At 43.5% G+C, this 19012-nt stretch carries 14 protein-coding genes, 1 tRNA gene and 2 pseudogenes; 10 read left to right on the forward strand and 7 right to left on the reverse strand.

Features of this window, described 5'->3' with window-relative positions; genetic code table 11:
• Positions 1 to 11 precede the first annotated feature (11 nt).
• The gene (locus PN447_RS03890) at positions 12 to 113 is read left to right on the forward strand and encodes a zinc ribbon domain-containing protein (RefSeq protein WP_271760987.1); all 102 of its coding nucleotides are present in this window, start codon (positions 12 to 14) and stop codon (positions 111 to 113) included.
• A gap of 72 nt (positions 114 to 185) precedes the next feature.
• Here the strand turns inward: PN447_RS03890 and PN447_RS03895 are convergent, their stop codons facing one another.
• Complete coding sequence (locus tag PN447_RS03895) at positions 186 to 2408, reverse strand: GumC family protein (RefSeq protein ID WP_271760972.1); 2223 nt, start codon at positions 2406 to 2408, stop codon at positions 186 to 188.
• A 326-nt stretch (positions 2409 to 2734) separates the two neighbouring features.
• A complete protein-coding gene (locus PN447_RS03900; RefSeq protein WP_271760974.1) occupies positions 2735 to 5125 on the reverse strand; it encodes a phosphoketolase family protein in 2391 nt (796 codons plus the stop codon).
• Positions 5126 to 5633: 508 nt separating this feature from the next.
• On the opposite strand from PN447_RS03900, the gene uvrA reads away from it, so the two are divergent.
• On the forward strand, positions 5634 to 8480 hold the full coding sequence (uvrA, locus tag PN447_RS03905) for an excinuclease ABC subunit UvrA (RefSeq protein WP_271760989.1): 2847 nt from the start codon (positions 5634 to 5636) through the stop codon (positions 8478 to 8480).
• An 83-nt stretch (positions 8481 to 8563) separates the two neighbouring features.
• Positions 8564 to 8637 (forward strand) — tRNA-Met (locus tag PN447_RS03910).
• A gap of 1 nt (position 8638) precedes the next feature.
• Here the strand turns inward: PN447_RS03910 and PN447_RS03915 are convergent.
• Positions 8639 to 9442, reverse strand: a complete 804-nt coding sequence (locus PN447_RS03915; protein WP_271760976.1) for a DNA adenine methylase — start codon at positions 9440 to 9442, stop codon at positions 8639 to 8641.
• Between the two features lie 180 nt (positions 9443 to 9622).
• On the opposite strand from PN447_RS03915, the gene PN447_RS03920 reads away from it, so the two are divergent.
• From PN447_RS03920 to PN447_RS03940, 5 genes and pseudogenes are all read left to right on the forward strand, one after another.
• Positions 9623 to 9886 (forward strand): hypothetical protein, encoded by a 264-nt coding sequence (locus PN447_RS03920; RefSeq protein ID WP_271760978.1) that lies wholly within the window; start codon positions 9623 to 9625, stop codon positions 9884 to 9886.
• A 153-nt stretch (positions 9887 to 10039) separates the two neighbouring features.
• Positions 10040 to 10684, forward strand: coding sequence for a COP23 domain-containing protein (locus tag PN447_RS03925; RefSeq protein ID WP_271760990.1), 645 nt, complete (start codon positions 10040 to 10042; stop codon positions 10682 to 10684).
• Between the two features lie 255 nt (positions 10685 to 10939).
• Positions 10940 to 13792, forward strand: a complete 2853-nt coding sequence (locus PN447_RS03930) for a trypsin-like peptidase domain-containing protein (protein ID WP_271760979.1) — start codon at positions 10940 to 10942, stop codon at positions 13790 to 13792.
• Positions 13793 to 14715: 923 nt separating this feature from the next.
• Positions 14716 to 14967: pseudogene (locus tag PN447_RS03935) on the forward strand (WD40 repeat domain-containing protein); the annotation flags it as partial.
• Positions 14968 to 15032: 65 nt separating this feature from the next.
• Entirely contained in the window at positions 15033 to 15227 is a 195-nt protein-coding gene (locus tag PN447_RS03940; RefSeq protein WP_271760980.1) for a hypothetical protein, read from the forward strand.
• Between the two features lie 74 nt (positions 15228 to 15301).
• Here PN447_RS03940 and PN447_RS03945 read toward each other — a convergent pair whose 3' ends face one another.
• The 3 genes from PN447_RS03945 to PN447_RS03955 all read right to left on the reverse strand — a co-directional run bounded on the left by PN447_RS03945 (position 15302) and on the right by PN447_RS03955 (position 17113).
• The gene (locus PN447_RS03945; RefSeq protein WP_271760982.1) at positions 15302 to 15736 is read right to left on the reverse strand and encodes a cupin domain-containing protein; all 435 of its coding nucleotides are present in this window, start codon (positions 15734 to 15736) and stop codon (positions 15302 to 15304) included.
• A 237-nt stretch (positions 15737 to 15973) separates the two neighbouring features.
• Positions 15974 to 16183 (reverse strand): transposase, encoded by a 210-nt coding sequence (locus tag PN447_RS18695; RefSeq protein WP_442867072.1) that lies wholly within the window; start codon positions 16181 to 16183, stop codon positions 15974 to 15976.
• A 330-nt stretch (positions 16184 to 16513) separates the two neighbouring features.
• Positions 16514 to 17113, reverse strand: a complete 600-nt coding sequence (locus PN447_RS03955) for a hypothetical protein (RefSeq protein ID WP_271760984.1) — start codon at positions 17111 to 17113, stop codon at positions 16514 to 16516.
• A gap of 257 nt (positions 17114 to 17370) precedes the next feature.
• Here PN447_RS03955 and PN447_RS18700 point away from each other — a divergent pair.
• Positions 17371 to 17484, forward strand: a pseudogene (locus PN447_RS18700) (WD40 repeat domain-containing protein); the annotation flags it as partial.
• 302 nt (positions 17485 to 17786) lie between these two features.
• Here PN447_RS18700 and PN447_RS03965 read toward each other — a convergent pair.
• Complete coding sequence (locus PN447_RS03965; RefSeq protein WP_271760986.1) at positions 17787 to 18386, reverse strand: hypothetical protein; 600 nt, start codon at positions 18384 to 18386, stop codon at positions 17787 to 17789.
• Between the two features lie 244 nt (positions 18387 to 18630).
• Here PN447_RS03965 and PN447_RS03970 point away from each other — a divergent pair, with 244 nt between their 5' ends.
• Positions 18631 to 18852 (forward strand): hypothetical protein, encoded by a 222-nt coding sequence (locus PN447_RS03970; protein WP_442867073.1) that lies wholly within the window; start codon positions 18631 to 18633, stop codon positions 18850 to 18852.
• Positions 18853 to 19012: the final 160 nt, after the last annotated feature.

A 19012-nucleotide genomic window follows, 5' to 3' on the forward strand; every position in this document is an offset into this window, starting at 1 on the left:
ATATCCAAGATATGCCACTAAAAGAAAGAATTTACAACTGTGGAAGTTGTGGTCATTCAATGGATAGGGATTTAAACGCAGCAATTAACTTATCGAGGTTGGCTAAACCTTGAAAGCTTACTGAGGGATAACCGCTCCCACGCTCCCATTGAAGTAAGAAATAAATGTCTAGACTTGTCTAGGATTTATATAGCAGAATTACTCACATCGTTAGCTATAATTCCCAGTAAATTCAATTGGCTCAAAACTTCTATAGCTTGCTTCAACTGGTTGCTAGTCACCTGACCAATACGCGCCACCATGACAATTGCTTGACAGTATGATGCCAAAATTCTGGCATCCACGGTGCCTAAAATCGGCGGTGCATCGATGAGGACTAAATCATAGGTTTGCTCAAACAACTTTAGCAGTTCTGCCATTCGGTTGTGACTCAGCAATTGAATTGTGTCCTCCGGTGTGGGGCCAGCAGTCAAAATATCAATAGAAGGGTGAATGGGTTGGATATAATCTTGGACTTGGGTATTTGTGTCATCGATTAATAACAGAGATAGTCCCCAGTCATTACACAGTTGCAAATTTTTGTGTATGTGAGGACACTGCAAGTTAGCGTCAATCAATAAGACGCGCCGGTTCATTCGCGCAGCACTTGCAGCTAGACCCAGGGCCAAGGTGGTCTTACCTTCTCTAGATATTGCTGAAGTTAACATCAGGGACTTGTAGGGGTAAGGATGCTTGAATATTTGAAGGTTTTGGTATATTACATTTATGCTTTCATGGTTAGGTAACCAGGTGCTACTTTCTAACAAAGGGACAGCTAAATTTTCCTGTTTGCGCCAAAACCAGGTAGGTAAACGCTTTTTGACATTAGAGAGCGCCAATTTTGGCACTGACCCCAATATTCTCAGCTGCGTCAGCTTCTGTAATTCTTTGACAGAATATATAGTGTAATTCAAGATTCCCCAAATCAGGGAGAGGGCAATACCTGCAATGGGACTGACTACAACTCCCCCCAGTAAAAGTGTTTTTCTGCGGTCACTTGTGGAAGTTCCCAAACCTGCTTCCTCTAAGATTTGCCAATTAAACCCTCCCTGAGAAATCTTTAATCCCAAATACTGCTGGGTCTGGACTAATTGCTCAAGTATCTTGCGTTGAGTTTCTACTGCTGGTAGTAGGCGGTTGTACTCAGCTATGAGGCTGGGGTATTTGCTCAGTTGGGACTTGAGTTGTTTCTCGGATTCAGATAAACTATTTTCATGAGCCTTTAGTCCTTGTAGGACTGTTTGCACCTGAATAAATTCTTGCGTCAGGGTAGGATTAACTTCTGCTGTTTGTCCTTGTGTCAAGGGTAATTTTTTGGTGTCACTAACACTTTTAATATCTTTGACATCTACCAATTCTTTCATTTCTTGCTCTAACAGCGCTTTTTGACTCTGATATTGCTGTCTGAGTCTTTCTAAGATTGGCGACTCCTCTGTATAGCGCATTTCCTCCCTAGCAATGGCTAGTTCAGTGTTTTTAACTGCACCCAATAGGGATTGATACCGAGTTGATTGGTTTAAACGAGAAGCAATTTTGGCCTTCTGGGATAAGTCAGCGATTTTTTGTTCTAGGTTATTGTACCGAGCTTGCACATCTTTGATCTGTGCAGTGGTAATTTGTTGCTGTTTTTCAACATCAGCAAGAGATTCTAGCAGGATTTTACTTTGTACTTCCGGGTCAAGTATATTATGCCGGTTGCGGAAATCTTCTAACTTTTTCTCAGCTTGACTCAGCTCTTGTTTGGTCTGAGGTAAGCGTGCGCTGACAAAACTTAGTCCTTGCTTAAGTCGTTCTTGTTGTTGCTGTGTATTATACTCTTGATAAACTGTTTGTAGAGCTTGCAACACTCTTTGTGTTTTTACTGGGTCATTAGCACTAAAGGAAACCTCCAATATTTGACTATGACCTTGATAAACTCCAGAGATGACTGGTAATTGCTTGACTAATAGACCTGTTTTTTGATTGTTTCTATGGTGGCCTTTAATATCTTCTAGGGTAATATCTGGATAATCAGAACGCAGAATATCTACGGCTTTCTGTATCAATTTAGAACTCACCATCAGTTTTATCTGATAGCTGTGATCAAATACTGGTGGGTTGGCTCCGGTTAATTCATTATTTGTACTTAAGGAACTATTATTTACTCTAACTCCCTCGTATAAATTGGACTGTACCAATATCTGCATGGAGCTTTGATAATTCGGTTTGATATTGAGAGCCAAGTAGCCAGTCACTGACATAAATATGCAGGAAATACCTAAGCAAAAAAAGCGCCGGCGAAGTAAAATTTCAGGTAGTCTTCTGACATTAACTGGTTTTATTGAAGAGTAATGAACCAGTTGGTTTTGATTCACACTTGTGTTACTCACTATCAAATTCCTCTAATATATAAATCCACCGAACGCTATATATGGAAGATTATGTTGTCGTTGCTAAAAAAATGATGTTTTTTCACCCTATAGATTCACTATTTTACTAGAGGTTTATGATTTGTATTATGAAGATTGTGTATAACCCATGATGAGGCTATTGTTGTGACTAAATACCGTAAGCGGCGATCGCGTTGTGCTGAAGGTAATCGCCTGGGTTCTTATACTTTAAGTAATCACCGCACTTTTAGGGCGGTGAAGTACGTCAAATAGTTACAATAAATTAAGGGTGGGTTGCTCATGGCTTACCCACCCTAGTGATTAGCTTAATAAGGCCACTTCCAATCGCGAATTTCCGGCATATCTTCGCCGTGTTCCTGAATGTATTGCTTATGTTCAATCAGCTTATCTTCTAACATCTGTTTCACATAAGCAGCTTTATAACCTAGTTTTGGCACGCGGTCAATTACGTCCATCACCAAGTGGAAGCGGTCAAGGTCATTGAGCACAACCATATCAAAGGGGGTGGTAGTGGTTCCCTCTTCCTTATAACCGCGCACGTGTAAGTTTTTGTGGTTGGTGTGGCGATAGGTGAGGCGATGGATTAACCAAGGATAACCATGGAAAGCAAAGATAATTGGTTTATCAGTGGTAAAAATTATATCAAATTCTTTACCGCTTAAACCGTGGGGATGCTCAGTTTGTGGTTGTAGTTTCATCAAGTTGATGATGTTGACCACCCGCACCTTTAATTCTGGGAAGTACTGACGCAGAATATCAACTGCGGCTAAGGTTTCTAAGGTGGGAACATCCCCAGCACAAGCCATAACTACATCTGGTTCACTCCCTTGATCATTGCTAGCCCATTCCCAAATACTCAGGCCTTTGGTACAATGCTTAATAGCAGCGTCCATGTCTAAGTATTGCAATGATGGCTGTTTTCCAGCAACTATGACATTGACATATTGGCGACTTCTTAAGCAATGGTCTGTTACCGACAGCAGAGTATTAGCATCGGGGGGAAGATAGACGCGGATAATCTCGGCTTTTTTGTTAAGTACATGGTCGATAAAACCAGGGTCTTGGTGAGAGAATCCGTTATGGTCTTGTCGCCAAACGTGAGAGGTGAGTAAATAGTTGAGGGATGCAATGGGTCGCCGCCAGGGAATATGATTAGTAGTCTTGAGCCATTTGGCGTGCTGGTTAAACATCGAGTCGATGATGTGGATAAACGCCTCATAGCAGGAGAAGAAGCCATGACGACCTGTAAGCAGGTATCCTTCTAACCAGCCTTGACAATTGGTTTCACTGAGCACCTCCATCACCCGACCATTGGGGGACAGTTTCTCGTCTTCTGGGAGGATATCCGCTACCCACGTCCTATCTGTCACTTCCAGCACCGCACCCAGTCGATTTGAGGCGGTTTCGTCAGGGCCAAATACCCGAAAGTTGCGGCTTTCTGCGTTGAGTTTCATTACGTCCCGCAGGAACTCTCCGGTTACTTTGGTAGCTTCGGCATAAGTTGTCCCTGGTTTGCTGATATGAACAGCATAGTCTGGGAAGTCGGGCATTTTCAAGTCCCGTAGGAGAATACCGCCGTTGGTGTGGGGATTGTCCCCCATGCGTCGTTGTCCTTGGGGTGCTAGTTCTGCTAGTTCGGGGATGAGTTTACCGTTAGCATCGAAGAGTTCTTCGGGTTTGTAACTCTTCATCCAGTCTTCTAGTAATTTCAGGTGTTCTGGATTCCCGACTACGTTACCAAAGGGTACTTGATGCGATCGCCAATAGTCTTCGGTTTTTTTCCCGTCTACTTCTTTGGGTCCTGTCCAACCTTTGGGGGTTCTCAGGATAATCATCGGCCACTGGGGACGTTTGCTAGTCTGGCTATAACCATGTACCCTAGCTTCTCTTTGGATGCTGTGAATTTCGGCGATCGCAGTTTCTAAAATTGCCGCCATTTGCTGGTGTACATCCGCGGGATCTCGACCTTCTACAAAGTAAGGTTTATAACCATAACCTAAAAATAGGTTTTCTAATTCTTCATGACTCAACCTAGCCAAAACCGTGGGGTTAGCTATTTTATAGCCATTGAGGTGTAATATAGGCAGCACTGCGCCATCATTGACAGGGTTAAGAAACTTATTAGAATGCCAACTGGTAGCTAAAGCTCCTGTTTCCGCCTCTCCATCACCCACAACCGCCGCCACGATTAAATCAGGGTTGTCAAAAGCAGCACCATAGGCATGAACCAGAGCATAACCCAATTCTCCACCCTCGTGAATTGAACCAGGGGTTTCTGGTGCAACGTGGCTAGGAATACCACCGGGAAAAGAGAACTGTTTAAACAGTTTCTTCATTCCCTCTACATCCTGGGAAATGTTGGGGTAGTATTCGCTGTATGTCCCTTCCAGGTAAGTATTAGCTACTAGTCCCGGTCCTCCATGACCAGGACCTGCGATATAAATCATATTCAGGTCATACTTTTTAATTACCCGGTTGAGATGAACATAAATAAAGTTCAGCCCTGGTGTTGTTCCCCAGTGTCCTAATAGTCTGGGTTTAACGTGTTCAGATTTTAAAGGCTCTCGCAGTAGGGGATTATCGAACAGATATATTTGTCCAACGGAAAGATAGTTAGCAGCACGCCAGTAAGCGTTTATTTTCTCCAGTTCTTCCGCGGCTAAAGGCTGCATTTGTGCGGGACTTGCTAAAGTCATATCAAACTCCATTGCTAAATTATTTTGCTAACTCTATGGGTTTATCGTCAGCAAGACTTCTGAACTAACGACAAATTACCCGAAAATCTCATCGGTGAATTTACTTCTACAATTAGGGAGTTTTTAACAGTTCTGACAGGATAGTTTTCTAATGATTTTTCTCCACAACCGCAACAGGAATACATTATTAACCTTCTGTTAACTTTCTATGCTGTCTCCATGAAACACTAACAGATTTACTCTAGTATAGAAACATTTTTAATGTTTATTTTAAGTTTGATTTCCTGGTCTATATTCAGCATAGAATAGTACCTGATGATCCCCAGAAAATTTCCTTCCTTAACAATTGATAAGTATTACTTTGGGTAGATGCAGATTTGGGACTGGTAATAGTGACGTTGGATATTGTCCAGTGGTATAATCAAACGATAGTACGTAAGTTCTAATATAACCGTTGTCAAGATAGTATTATTAAGAATTATTACTAGTGGACTTTTACCCCGCCCATATGTTAGATCACACCCCATGCTTAAATGGCCATCTTCCTCACGCTCACGACAACAGCCAGAATACTATCCGCATTCGGGGTGCTAGACAGCATAATCTCAAAAATATAGACTTGGAATTACCACGCGATCGCCTGATTGTATTTACTGGTGTTTCTGGTTCCGGTAAATCTTCCTTAGCCTTTGATACCATTTTCGCCGAAGGTCAACGGCGTTATGTAGAGTCCCTGAGCGCCTACGCACGGCAGTTTTTAGGTCAATTAGATAAACCGGATGTAGAAGCCATCGAGGGGTTAAGTCCGGCCATTTCCATTGACCAAAAATCTACTTCCCATAACCCCCGTTCCACCGTGGGGACAGTCACGGAAATTTACGATTATTTACGGCTCTTGTTTGGTCGCGCTGGTGAACCCCATTGTCCCATATGCGGGCGCTCCATTGCACCTCAGACCATTGACCAGATGTGCGATCGCATTTTGGAATTACCAGACCGCACCCGGTTTCAAATTCTCGCCCCCGTAGTGCGGGGGAAAAAAGGGACTCACCGCAAGCTGTTATCGAGTCTCGCTGCTCAAGGTTTTGTGCGGGTGCGTGTAGATGGGGAAGTGCGGGAACTGTCCGACTCCATAGAACTAGATAAAAATATTACTCATACTATAGAAGTTGTCATTGACCGCTTAGTGAAAAAAGACGCTATTCAAGAGCGTTTGGTAGATTCTCTTTCTACGTGCCTTAAACAGTCAGGTGGTATTGCCAACATCCTGGTCAGCCACAGCGAGGAGCAAGAAGAAGAATTAGTATTTTCAGAAAACTTCGCTTGTCCAGTCCATGGGGCGGTAATGGAAGAATTATCGCCGCGGTTATTCTCCTTTAACTCCCCTTATGGCGCTTGTCCCCATTGTCACGGCATAGGCAGTTTAAAAACATTTACCCCAGATTTGATTATACCTGACCCGGAATCGCCAATTTATGCGGCGATCGCCCCCTGGTCGGAAAAAGAAAACTCCTATTATCTAGATTTGCTTTATAGTGTAGGACAAGCTACGGGGTTTGAACTCCAAACCAAGTGGAGTCAGCTAACAGCAGAACAACAGCAAATTTTGCTCTATGGCGAAAATCAAGAAACAAAGCAGAATTTTAAAGGTGTAATCCCCATTTTACAACGGCAATACGAGGGGGGGTCAGACTTAATTAAGCAGAAATTAGAACAATATCTCATTGACCAACCCTGTGAGGTTTGTGGAGGAAAACGCTTAAAACCCGAAGCTTTAGCGGTACGCTTGGGACAATATGGTATTTTAGACTTAACCGGGGTTTCGATTCGGGATTGCCAAACCAGAATTGATCAGTTAAAATTAAGCTATCGCCAGTTGCAAATTGCCGACTTAGTTTTAAGAGAAATCAAAGCCAGATTGCAATTCTTACTAGATGTTGGCTTAGATTATCTCACCCTTGACCGTCCCGCCATGACCCTTTCCGGTGGGGAAGCCCAACGCATTCGTTTAGCCACACAGATAGGTTCTGGTTTAACAGGGGTACTCTATGTTTTAGATGAACCCAGCATTGGTTTACATCAACGAGACAACGGCCGCTTACTCAAAACTTTAACCAAATTACGCGAGTTAGGTAACACCCTCATCGTCGTAGAGCATGACGAAGAAACCATCCGCGCTGCTGATCATATCGTTGATATTGGACCAGGTGCAGGAATCCACGGCGGAAATATTACCTCTCAAGGAGACCTAGAAACCCTACTCGCAGCGGAAGACTCTTTAACAGGTGCTTACTTATCGGGGAGACGAGTAATCACCACCCCAGCGCAACGAAGACAGGGGAACGGACGCAGTTTAGTAATTAAAAACGCCCATCGCAATAACTTAAAAAATATCGATGTAGAAATTCCCCTAGGTAAACTGGTCTCCGTCACCGGTGTTTCTGGTTCCGGGAAATCTACCCTGATTAACGAATTACTTTATCCCTCACTACAACATCATTTAACAAAGAAAGTCCCCCTACCCAAACACTTACAAGAAATTCAGGGATTAAATGCAGTAGATAAAGCCATTGTCATCGACCAGTCACCCATAGGACGTACACCACGCTCCAACCCCGCTACCTATACAGGTATTTTCGATGCAATTCGAGATGTATTTTCCCAAACAGTGGAAGCCAAGGCCAGGGGATACAAACCCGGACAATTTTCTTTTAATGTCAAAGGTGGGCGTTGTGAAGCTTGTAGCGGTCAGGGTGTCAATGTCATTGAAATGAACTTTCTCCCGGATGTGTATGTACAGTGCGAAGTTTGCAAAGGCGCAAGATACAACCGGGAAACCTTACAGGTGAAATACAAAGATAAATCTATAGCAGACGTGCTGAATATGACCGTTGAGGAAAGTTTAGAGTTTTTCCAGAACATCCCCAAAGCTTTTACCCGATTGCAAACTTTATATGATGTCGGTTTAGGTTACATCAAACTCGGACAACCTGCTACCACCTTATCTGGTGGGGAAGCCCAACGGGTGAAATTAGCCACAGAACTATCTCGCCGCGCTACAGGTAAAACCCTGTATCTCATAGATGAACCCACCACCGGATTATCTTTTTATGATGTCCATAAATTATTGGATGTATTGCAAAGGTTAGTTGACAAGGGGAACTCCATCTTAGTGATTGAACACAATTTAGATGTGATTCGTTGCGCTGACTGGGTAATTGATTTAGGTCCAGAAGGTGGGGATCAAGGCGGCGAAATCATTGCGGTGGGGACACCCGAAGAAGTTGCAACCAATCCTATTTCTTATACGGGACAATATTTACAGCAGGTGTTAAAGCAGTATCCAGCGAGTTAAAAAAAATAGAAAAAAAATTAATATGACAAAACACTAGCCATCCCCAAAATTCTATGCTATGCTAATAAACGATGAATAAGCATGGCTCAGTAGCTCAGTTGGTTAGAGCACGGGACTCATAAGCCTGGGGTCGTTGGTTCAAATCCGACCTGAGCCATTTAGTAGTTTTTAATGAATAACTCCTTACCCTTGGCTGCCCTACCCTGCTTGTAATTGTTCATACCATATTGTAATTCCCACTCAAACAGGTAAGAGTCTGGAAAGTTTTCTCTGATTTGAGGGGAATCATCGTAAGTGATTAACCAAGGGTGAGCGCATCCTCTGACCACTTCCCCAAACCTTTGATGATTAAAACAGGTGTGCAAATCACCATCTTTACCATATAACCTGGATTTGGTAGCAGTAAAATAAGGCGGGTCTAAAAATATAAATACATTTTTACCCTCTGCTTTCAATAAGTCACCATAATCCAAGTTAGTAATTTTGACATCATCTGTTAAAATCTCCCTTAACTTTTCTAGGCGGTCTATGGAAGAGTGAGTAAAGCGTTTATGAAAAGCTTGTTCAGAAAACCCCCCAGATTCTACAGTACCAGAAAATGTAATTCTATTGAGAACAAAAAAGCGTACTGCCCTGTCAAAGTCAGATAAGTTATTGGTGTCTATACTGGTTAGTTCTGCAAAAAGGATTTTACCATCTGTATATGTCTGCTTAATGTGACGGATTTCTGTTAACAGACGGGGTAAATCGGATTTTGCATATTTCCAAAACAGATATAACTCGCGGTTTAAATCATTAATCCAAATTTTCAGATGGGGATATTTTTGCTTTAAGTATATAAATACAGAACCACCACCCACAAAAGGTTCTCGAAATTCTGAAAAGCTTTCTGGTAAGTGTGCTGCTATTTCCTTAATAGCTTTTGACTTCCCACCTGGATAACGCAATGGACTTTTGATCATAATTATTGGAGCGTAAGATACCCGACTTCTTACATAATTGGCATCATCTCATATAATTTGCCCAGAAGTCGGGGATCTGTGTGACTCGAAGATCATGTATTTGATCATCTTCACGGGGCGATCGCGCTGCTGTAAGCCATTCCATATACTCCCCTCCCTTTGTAAGGGGAGGGGTTGGGGGTGGGGTCAAACCTCATTAAACTATTTCCAAAGGGCGATCGCGCTGCTGTAAGGCGATCGCTCTGGGTTGAAAAATTCCCTTTGATGCTACACAGAGATCCGGGGGTTAGAAACCCCCGTCTCAAAGCTAAAGTCCACTACAAGTGGACTAGTGGGTTACCTAGAATACCCTACCGTCAACAGTCAACAGTCAACGGTTCGACTCCGCTCACCGACCACCGTCAACAGTCAACAGTTAACAGTCAACAGTCAACCGTCAACTAGTCCCTAATCCCAAGGTTAAAAATTAGCAGTTAATTATTTACATGGGTGGGGAATAGTGTTACATTAGCCTTAATTGGCTAATATTGCTACCAATAGCCCAAATATTCAAGAATATTATCTAAAATTTTCTTTGACAACTTTAATATCCCTGTGATGAAAAAATACTTAACAGCACCCTTAACAGCCCTAGCTGCAGCCTTGAGTATATCTAGTGTCTCTGTGATTAATAGCCAACCCACAGCAGCCCAAACCCTGGAGTTTTTCTGTGGTGCTAGGTGGAATAAACAGGGTAATGTCGCTCGTCCCACCACCGTAGTACGCCACAATACTGGAAATATACCCATTATTAACTGGACTGCGAGCAGTAGAGTAAACGACACCTGGACACCCCTAAACCGTTGTCAGGCTGTATCTCAACGGTTTAACACATTGAATGGTCAAGGTAAACTCCAATACCTGTCACTGGGAAGGTTAAATAATCAACCTGTCATCTGCGGTTTAGGTTCCGGTGAACGAGGCTGTAACAATCATAATCTTTTACTGACAGTCACCAACGGCCAACATCCCCACAAGTTACTAGATGAGCTATTAAATACCCGTACTAGTGCCTCCGGTGGGGAAGTTTATCTTAGTGGTAATGATGCCGGTAGGGTAGAAATCAAGGACAATACTGATGGGGTTGTCAGGGTGAGCATGGAAGATATTATTAACGCTCACTTGTCTGTTTCTAATCCTGCTACTCCTAGTGACAATTATAATCCGCGACAACCCGAACCGCAGTCAGACCGGATTTGGTAAACTAAAACTCTTGAGAGGCGTACACAACAGTCGGTAAAAAAACAACCAACTGGTTACAGTCAGCGCCGCCATCACTCCTGGGGTGTTTGGGGTAATCCATACCCTACCGCCTCTCCCATTGGGAATAATCCCTATGTATTTACCAATCGCTCCTCTGTTAACCCCCAGGAAGTAACCGCTATTAGTCAACAAAGCTGGGTTATCCCCATCAGTGATTTTTCCCCTACCCCGTGACCCAAAAGTGATGGATTACCCATGAGAGTTACCCCAGAACTAGCAGTAATTTTAGGCGCTACCACAGCGGTAGTAGTGCATTTACAACCAGTGTTAGCTGTTAATTCCGTACAAATACCAAGGCTAACAGCAGCAGAAATTAACAACATTGCCCGACAAGTCACCGTCAACATCGCCGGCTTGGATGGTAAGGGTTCTGGGGTAATAATTAATCGCCAAGGTAATGTGTATACCGTCCTCACTGCCTTTCATGTTGTAGCAAAGTCAGGGGACTATCGGGTAATTACTGGGGATAGGGAGAGCCACACCATTAACCAAATTGAGCGCCTACCAGGATTAGATTTAGCCATCATTAGTTTTACCAGCCCTAAAGAGTATAGACTGGCATCCGTAGCAGATTCCCGGACAGTGAACAATGGTTCCCCCCTATATTATGCTGGGTTTCCCGCCAACCCTAATCCTAGACAGTATAGGTTTACAGAAGATCAACTGACATCCCGCAGTCAGGGAGAAAAGGAGGGATACGACTTAATTATGTCTGGTAAACCCCAACCGGGAGTCAGTGGGGGTCCAATTTTTGACCAGCGGGGGTTTGTCATTGGTATTTATGGTAAAGCGGAACTGGGTTCCACAATAAAAGAAGGTGTGCTAGGTATCTCCATAGAGAAAATCCCTGACCTCTCCCGACGGGCGCGGGTGGTTACCTGGTCAAGTTCGAGCCTAGTTAAAACCATCACCGGACATTCAGGTGCGGTTACTTCAGTAGCCTTCAGCCCCGATGGTAAAACTTTAGCCTCTGGGAGTTGGGATGACACCATCAAACTGTGGGATGTCGCCACGGGGAGGGAAATCGCCACCCTCACCGGATATTCACCAGTGTTCAGCCCGGATGGTCGCACCTTAGCTTCTGGGAGTGGGGATGGTATCATCAGACTGTGGGATATCGCCACCGGGAGAGAAATCGCCACCCTCACCGGATATTCACCAGTGTTCAGCCCGGATGGTAAAATCTTAGCCTCTGGGAGTGGGCGAATCATCAAACTGTGGGATGTCGCCACCCGGCGGGAAATCGCTACTCTCACCGGACAATCAGAATCTGTTTATTCAATAGCCTTTAGCCCGGATGGTAAAACCTTAGCTTCCGGGAGTGGGAGTTTTGATGGAACCATCCAAGTGTGGGATGTCGCCACCGGGAGAGAAATCGCCACATTAGAAGGACATTCTACAACATTCAGATATACTGACGTTAATTCACTGGCCTTCAGCCGGGATGGTAAAATCTTAGCTTCTGGGAGTGCGGATAACACCATCAAACTGTGGGATGTAGCCACACGGCGGGAAATCGCCACTCTCACCGGACATTCAATTAATGGGGTTTTGTCAGTAGCCTTCAGCCCGGATGGTCGCACCTTAGCTTCTGGGAGTAGTGATGGTATCAGACTGTGGGATGTAGCCACACGGCGGGAAATGGCCACCCTCACTGGACATTCAGATGGGGTTAATTCAGTAGCATTCAGCCCGGATGGTCGCACCTTAGCTTCTGGGAGTGACGATAACACCATCAAACTGTGGCAACAAAGTACAGTCACAGCAGAAACTGTTACCCCGGTGAATGTGCTAGTTAATGACAGGTCTCAAAAAATCACCGTGCGCCTGGAAACAGCACTGGGTTCGGGGGTAATTATTAATCGCCGGGGTGACACCTATACCGTCCTCACGTCCCATCATCTCATAGCCCCACACCAGACGGTCATACTCACCACCCCCGACGGTCAACGACACCAGTCCGTACTTAGGGAGCGTTTAGGCAACTTAGATTTAGGTCTATTGCAATTCACCAGCAAGAATAATTATGACACTGCCCTGGTGGGAGATGCCAGCGCAGTCCCCACAGGGGCGACGGTATACACCGCAGGTTATCCCATACCCGGTCAGAGTAATCCTCATGAACGTCCTTATTTTTTACATCCAGGTAAAAAGAGACCAGACCAAGGGGGAGAGTATAACCTGCAACTAGAAGGTCAAGGCCGACCGGGGTTAACTGGTGGTCCCATCCTCAATGAGTGGGGATTTGTGATTGGTATTTATGGTCAGGCGGACTTAGTGGATATGTACCAGCAGGGTATTTCCCTGGAAAGGATACCCAACTTACAAACCATCGCCACTGTAGTTACCTGGGTTAATCCTACCTTAGCCAAGACCCTGGAAGGACATTCATCGTTGGTTAATTCAGTAGCCTTCAGCCCGGATGGTCTTACCTTAGCCTCACTTGGGGGTAGGGATAGCACCATCAAACTGTGGGATGTCGCCACGGGGAGAGAAATCGCCACCCTCACCGGACATTCACCAGTGTTCAGCCCGGATGGTCGTACCTTAGCCTTTGGGAGTGGGGATGAAACCATCAAACTGTGGGATGTCGCCACCCGGCGAGAAATCGCCACCCTCACGGGAGGTTCAGCAGTGTTCAGCCCGGATGGTCGTACCTTAGCCTCTGGGAGTGGGGATGAAACCATCAAACTGTGGGATGTCGCCACCGGGAGAGAAATCGCCACATTCACGGGAGGTTCAGCAGTGTTCAGCCCGGATGGTAAAACCTTAGCCGCTGGGAGTAGGGATGAAACCATCAAACTGTGGGATGTCGCCACCGGGAGAGAAATCGACACACTGGAAGGATATTTACCAGTGTTCAGCCCGGATGGTAAAACCTTAGCCGCTGGGAGTAGGGATGGAACCATCAAACTGTGGGATGTCGCCACCCGGCGAGAAATCGCTACTCTCAATTCAAGTCATATTAATTCAGTAGCCTTCAGCCCGGATGGTCGCACATTAGCATCTGGAATGGTGGGTACCATCAAGATTTGGCGGGGGCGTTAATGGTGTTGACGGTGGTCGGTGAGCGGAGTCGAACCGTTGACTGTTGACTGTTGACGGGTCAGGGTTTAAGAGCTACGACAATCGGGAACCGGGGGTTAGAAACCCCCGTCTAATAGCTTAAGTCGGATAAATCCGACTGGGTGTTAGAGATAACATTATAAATCAGGTTAACAATCATTGCCTAGAGTATTATATGTAACCTAACAGTCCACTTTTAGTGGACTTTCGCTATTAGACGGGGAATTTATTCCCCGGATGCACTGAGCAGCAGCGCCAATGCGATATGCTTGCAGCAGCGCTTCGCGATCGCACCTTTAGGGGTATGGGGAAAATCCCCATCAAAAATTTCAGGGGCGTAAGATCCCCGACTTCTTACATAATTGGCATCATCTCATATAACTTGCCCAGAAGTCGGGTATCTGTGTGACTCAAAGATCATGTATTTGGTTATCTTCACGGTGCGAAGCGCTGCTGTAAAGCGATAGCGAAGCGCTACTGTAAGAGGATGTTTTAAAAGTCTCTCATGATGTATCAAATATTTTCATATCCCCCTAAATCACCCTTTTGTTAAAAATTTAGCCCCCCTTTTTAAGCTATCCATTACCCGGATCTTTCTTAACATTCGTGAGAGCGATCGCTCGCAAACCCCCAAACCTTAATCCTCCGTTGATGATTCTCAAGAAAATAAGGGTTTTATCAAGAAGAATAAGGTACATTTTGTCAAGAGTAGGGAAATTTTCAAGCGTTGAAACCGTGGCCACATAAATGTTTCAAGATTGTTAAGAAAAATGTGGGTAATGAATAGCTTTTTAAGGGGGTTTGGGGGGATCAATCAGTGTCATTAGTAGTAAACTATCATGAACAAGCCACAACCAATTGAGTATGTAACTGCTTATCAAGCACAAAAATCACTAACATCATGGGAGTTAGAATATACCCTCTCAGGACATTCAGGGTCGGTTGATTCAGTAGCCTTCAGCCCGGATGGTCGCATCTTAGCCTCTGGGAGTTGGGATGAAGACATAAAACTGTGGGATGTCGCCACGGGGAGGTCAATCGCCACCCTCACCGGACATTCACATACAGTTACTTCAGTAGCCTTCAGCCCAGATGGTCGCACCTTAGCCTCTGGGAGTTTGGATAACACCATCAAACTGTGGCAAAAGCGTTATTAATCCACACCCACAATCTTTAATTAAACACACTAAACTTCCTTTAACTCACTTTCCATGAAAATAGGGTGTGCGATCGCGCAGCATATAACCTATTACACAAAATAATACTTTCTGAGTACCAATTCTTAGGAGAGATGATGTTTCCTGGTATGCACGGTGTGACCGAAAGGTTGACTCGGTTCATGGCGGATAAGATTTTACGTGATGCTTGCAAGCGAATTGGACTGGAGGGACCATCTAATGATTTAGCTTTCCTATAGCCCCAACCAATTCTCGGCGATAGCGAAACGCTGCTGTAAGCAGATTACCTGTGCCAGTTGCGTAAGTCCTAAAATCAATTAGAAAAACTATGTTCTCTAAATAATTTTTTAGCCCAATCTATATTGTATGGTAAAGGAGGTTTCACGGGACGATAATCTTTTTCATTGGTTTGCCCGTGCTGTAAAACAGCATTAACAACTATACAAGGTTCTTCACTAAGATTAATTGCACCATGCAATACCCCCGGAGGAATTGTAATAATTTTTGGGTCTTTTTCACTCAAAAATGTATATTGATATTCCCGGTTGTGCAGAGTAGTTATTAAAATCTGTCCCTTCACTACTAATAACTGATCTGTTTGATGTCTGTGGACAAACATATTATCTATAAAATTACCAGCAATATGAACTAAGGCAGTTTGATTACTGTCGGCTACAGAATAAAATGAAACCATGCCTACAGTCATTGAATCTAATTTGCGAATTTCAATTCTTTTGCTGCCAGTCATTTTTGTACCTCGTTATTTTCCTAATTGGGGTAAATTTAGCGACAGTGCCGTGAGAAACAAATAGTACAAAACCTCAGTTTGTAAGATGACAGAATATGGCTAAGAGCTTGATTATTTCTAGATTTGTTTGACTTTTAACAAATGAGTTTGATTTAGGTATTGATTATTTACTGTAAACCAATAAATAAAAGTATATTTAGTAACATTAATAAAAATTAATTAATGTCCAATGTAAAATCACCACATAGGGAAAACCCTAAGCTTCTTCCCACACCTGCATAAATAATTAATTATGCCAGTCTTTTGAAAATGGCGAAAATCTCCTGGTAATGCTCGCCATGTACATCCCTGGCACAACACATACAGAATCACATTTACAACCGCATATATTGCCACTTTACGTGGACGACCACCAAATTTGGCTGATGGAAAATCTTCCGCTATCAATTCCTACTGTTCCCATGTCAGTTTACTAGGATATGCCTTACATCAAAAAGCCAACTCGCCAACCCTGTAACCAGGAAGGTCAGCTAGTAGCACTCCACAAAAGTTGGCAAGCGGTAAAACTGTTTTAAACTACCCAATTTTTGACATATGCCCAGTCAACCCTTGCCAGTGACAACCTCAAAAGCTCTTGCCTAACGAATAAGTCAGGTTCTGATTCAACTAGCAGCGCCACCAAATAATCAGCTAGTTCAAACTCAGTCAAGTTTTTGCACCTCATACATATTTCTGGATATTGCTTGAGATACCCTATAACTAAACCTGTTTCCATTCTTAGTCTCCCGATTTGCACCTAACGCGGGATGATTCCCCAATAGAATCAACCGGATACCGCGCAAGAACTTCTGATACAGCCAGATCATAACTCTCAGAAGTATGGGCTGCTTTGGTATCCAGGACGGCTGTAAACAGCTTGCGAGTAAAGAAGGGTGACAAGGTAAACCTTCGCAACGATAAAACTGTGTTAGATGGGAAATCAAGTAAAATTACGTTGGTGGCGACACGGAGTTCCTTATTTTCCTCAGCCTGAAGAGCAAGTTCTTTTATCCTTTGGAGAAATGGCGGGTCAATCCTCGACGCATGGAACGGACACTCTTGCCAGGGTAAAACTTCACGGTACTCTTTTCTTCCAAACCCTTTGGAATGTGACGGGCTCAAGATTCTGAAGCAAAACCAGGGGATGTCGTTGATCACATTCAAAGCTAATTCAAACTCTCCATTAGCAAATCCATCTATTTCACGGGGTGATGGATTAGAAAAATTAGCAACTATCTCCAACCCACTAAACCACGACACCAAGGCACCCTCACAGTCGATGACTCGGTAGAACTTTTCTCCTTTGACTACACGAACATAATCCTGTTCTTCACTCACTGATTAACTCCTCTGTAATTAATCTATACTCTTTTTCAGTACTGACATACTTAGCCGACCCTCCCTCGGTTGCACCCCGAAGTTGTGCATTGAGAAGCATACAGCGGATTTTCATTGACGCACATCATGGTGAATTTGTACAGTGCGCAAGTGCTATAGGATTAATGGGAACTCAAATTTATAGTTGTATGCGTTATGGTTTGTTTCCCAATAATCCTATAAGTGTCATTACCAGTTCACCTTCATTTTCATTAGAGAAAACCCTCACGGGACATTCAAGTACGGTTAGGTCAGTAGCCTTCAGCCCGGATGGCCGTACCTTAGCATCTGGGAATGGGAATGGTACCATCAAGATTTGGCGAAGGCGTTAATGGTGTTGACGGTTGACGGTTGACGGGTCAGGGGTTAAGAGCTACGACAATCGCGAGCCGGGGGTTAGAAACCCCCGTCTAATAGCTTAAGTCGGATAAATCCGACTACGTGTTAAATATAACATTATAAATCAGGTTAACAATCATTGCCTAGAGTATTATATGTAACCTAACAGTCCACTTTTAGTGGACTTTGGCTATTAGACGGGGAATTTATTCCCCGGCTGCACTGAGCAGCAGCGCCAATGCGATATGCTTGCAGCAGCCCTTCGCGATATGCTTTTGCAGCAGCGCTTCGCCATTCAATTATTAATTCCGTAACACAAAATACCTAAAATTTTATCTGACTCTTTAATATAATAATTATTCAAATCAATAAATATATTTGTTCCTTGCAACTTCAAAAACTTCCAAATATCCCCAGTGGTCACTGCACCATAAATAGTTTTAATATCATTACCTTCTTGTTCATTAAACAACTGTGCTGCAAACATCGCCGCTGCACATTGTCCTAAACCAGCTTTAATGTTTTCATTCTTAGCTTCAACAATGATTATTACAGGTGCATTAATTGTTAACTGTTCCTGAGAACGACTGATGATAAAATCACAATAACCGTTTAATCCCTTTTTAAAATCTAGATTAAAATCAGTTCCCGAAAATAAACTAATTTCGTAATTACACCTACGTCTTACCTCCAGTAAAATCGGCGTAATAATCATTTCTGATCTGGCTTTTTTCGTATTAATTGCTAATGCTAATTCTGTAGTTTCTTCTAAAGTAGATTTGAGCTTTTCACTGATTTGTATAGGTTCAACATTCATAAATAAATCCATTTCTTCATGAATATGAATATTAAAATCCTTTTTAAACTTACTCAAGGTGAAATCACTATAAGCCATGTGTATTACCTGATTTTTAGGAAAAAATATTGACTAAAATTCTACCTAGTGGTATTGTACCAGCCTTGTGAAAAATGTCTAATTACATCCGCAACTGACCAAGCTTGAGCTATCTGCTGCAAGCAGATCACTCTGGGTTTGAAAAATTCCGTTTGATGCTACAGGGGGAGCCGGGGGTTAGAAACCCCCGTCTCAAAGCTAAAGTCCACTGCAAGTGGACTAGTGGGTTACCTAGAACACCCTGTTGAGTGCTAGTGGTGAATTAATCCCAGAAAAATTATTAGGCTTATTCTTAGACTTTTGGCGACAACACGGGGAACCATTATTTAAAAGTACCCCTTACCCAGAAATTGCGCCCCACTTAGTATTAATGGCATTTTTACACCGGGTTGTTAATGGTGGTGGTAGCTTAGAGGATGTTTGGAAAGTCCCTCATGGTGTATCTAATATTTTTATATCCCCCTAAATCCCCCTTGAGAAGGGGGACTTTGACTCTAGTTCCCCCCTTGAGAAGGGGGGTTAGGGGGGATCAAGAAGTGTCTAAAATCACCTTATAAAACTTATCAAACATCCTCTTAGAACGGGAATACGCCATTGGCTCTGGGAGGATGGATATATGTTTAAGG

The sequence above is a fragment of the Anabaena sp. CS-542/02 genome (assembly GCF_028331085.1).
Classification (GTDB): domain Bacteria; phylum Cyanobacteriota; class Cyanobacteriia; order Cyanobacteriales; family Nostocaceae; genus Anabaenopsis; species Anabaenopsis arnoldii.